Here is a 275-nt window from a genome sequence, read left to right on the forward strand (position 1 = left end):
GTAGCTCTGGCACCCGGAATAGTCTTGGCTGGTTTCATCAACTGGGACATGTGGGCCGTGGGGCTCCTGGCTCTGGGGATGTACTTTTTCGCACGGGACAAAGTCCTTTTGGCCGGCGTTTGTTTTGGCCTTGGGGCTGCCACCAAGCTGTACCCGCTCTTGATCCTTGGCGCCATTCTCGTTCTAGCGCTGCGGACCGGCAAGCTGCGGACGTTCCTGGTCACCGCCGGTGCAACGCTGGCCGCGTGGCTGGCCGTGAACCTCCCCATTGCAGC

General features: G+C 61.8%; 1 protein-coding gene. It reads left to right on the forward strand.

Features of this window, described 5'->3' with window-relative positions; genetic code table 11:
* Positions 1 to 24: 24 nt before the first annotated feature.
* Positions 25 to 275 (forward strand): glycosyltransferase 87 family protein (locus tag SB772_RS40670; protein ID WP_410838607.1); only part of this gene is annotated, 251 nt, incomplete at its 3' end.

This window comes from Paraburkholderia sp. SIMBA_030, assembly GCF_046535245.1.
Lineage (GTDB): Bacteria > Pseudomonadota > Gammaproteobacteria > Burkholderiales > Burkholderiaceae > Paraburkholderia.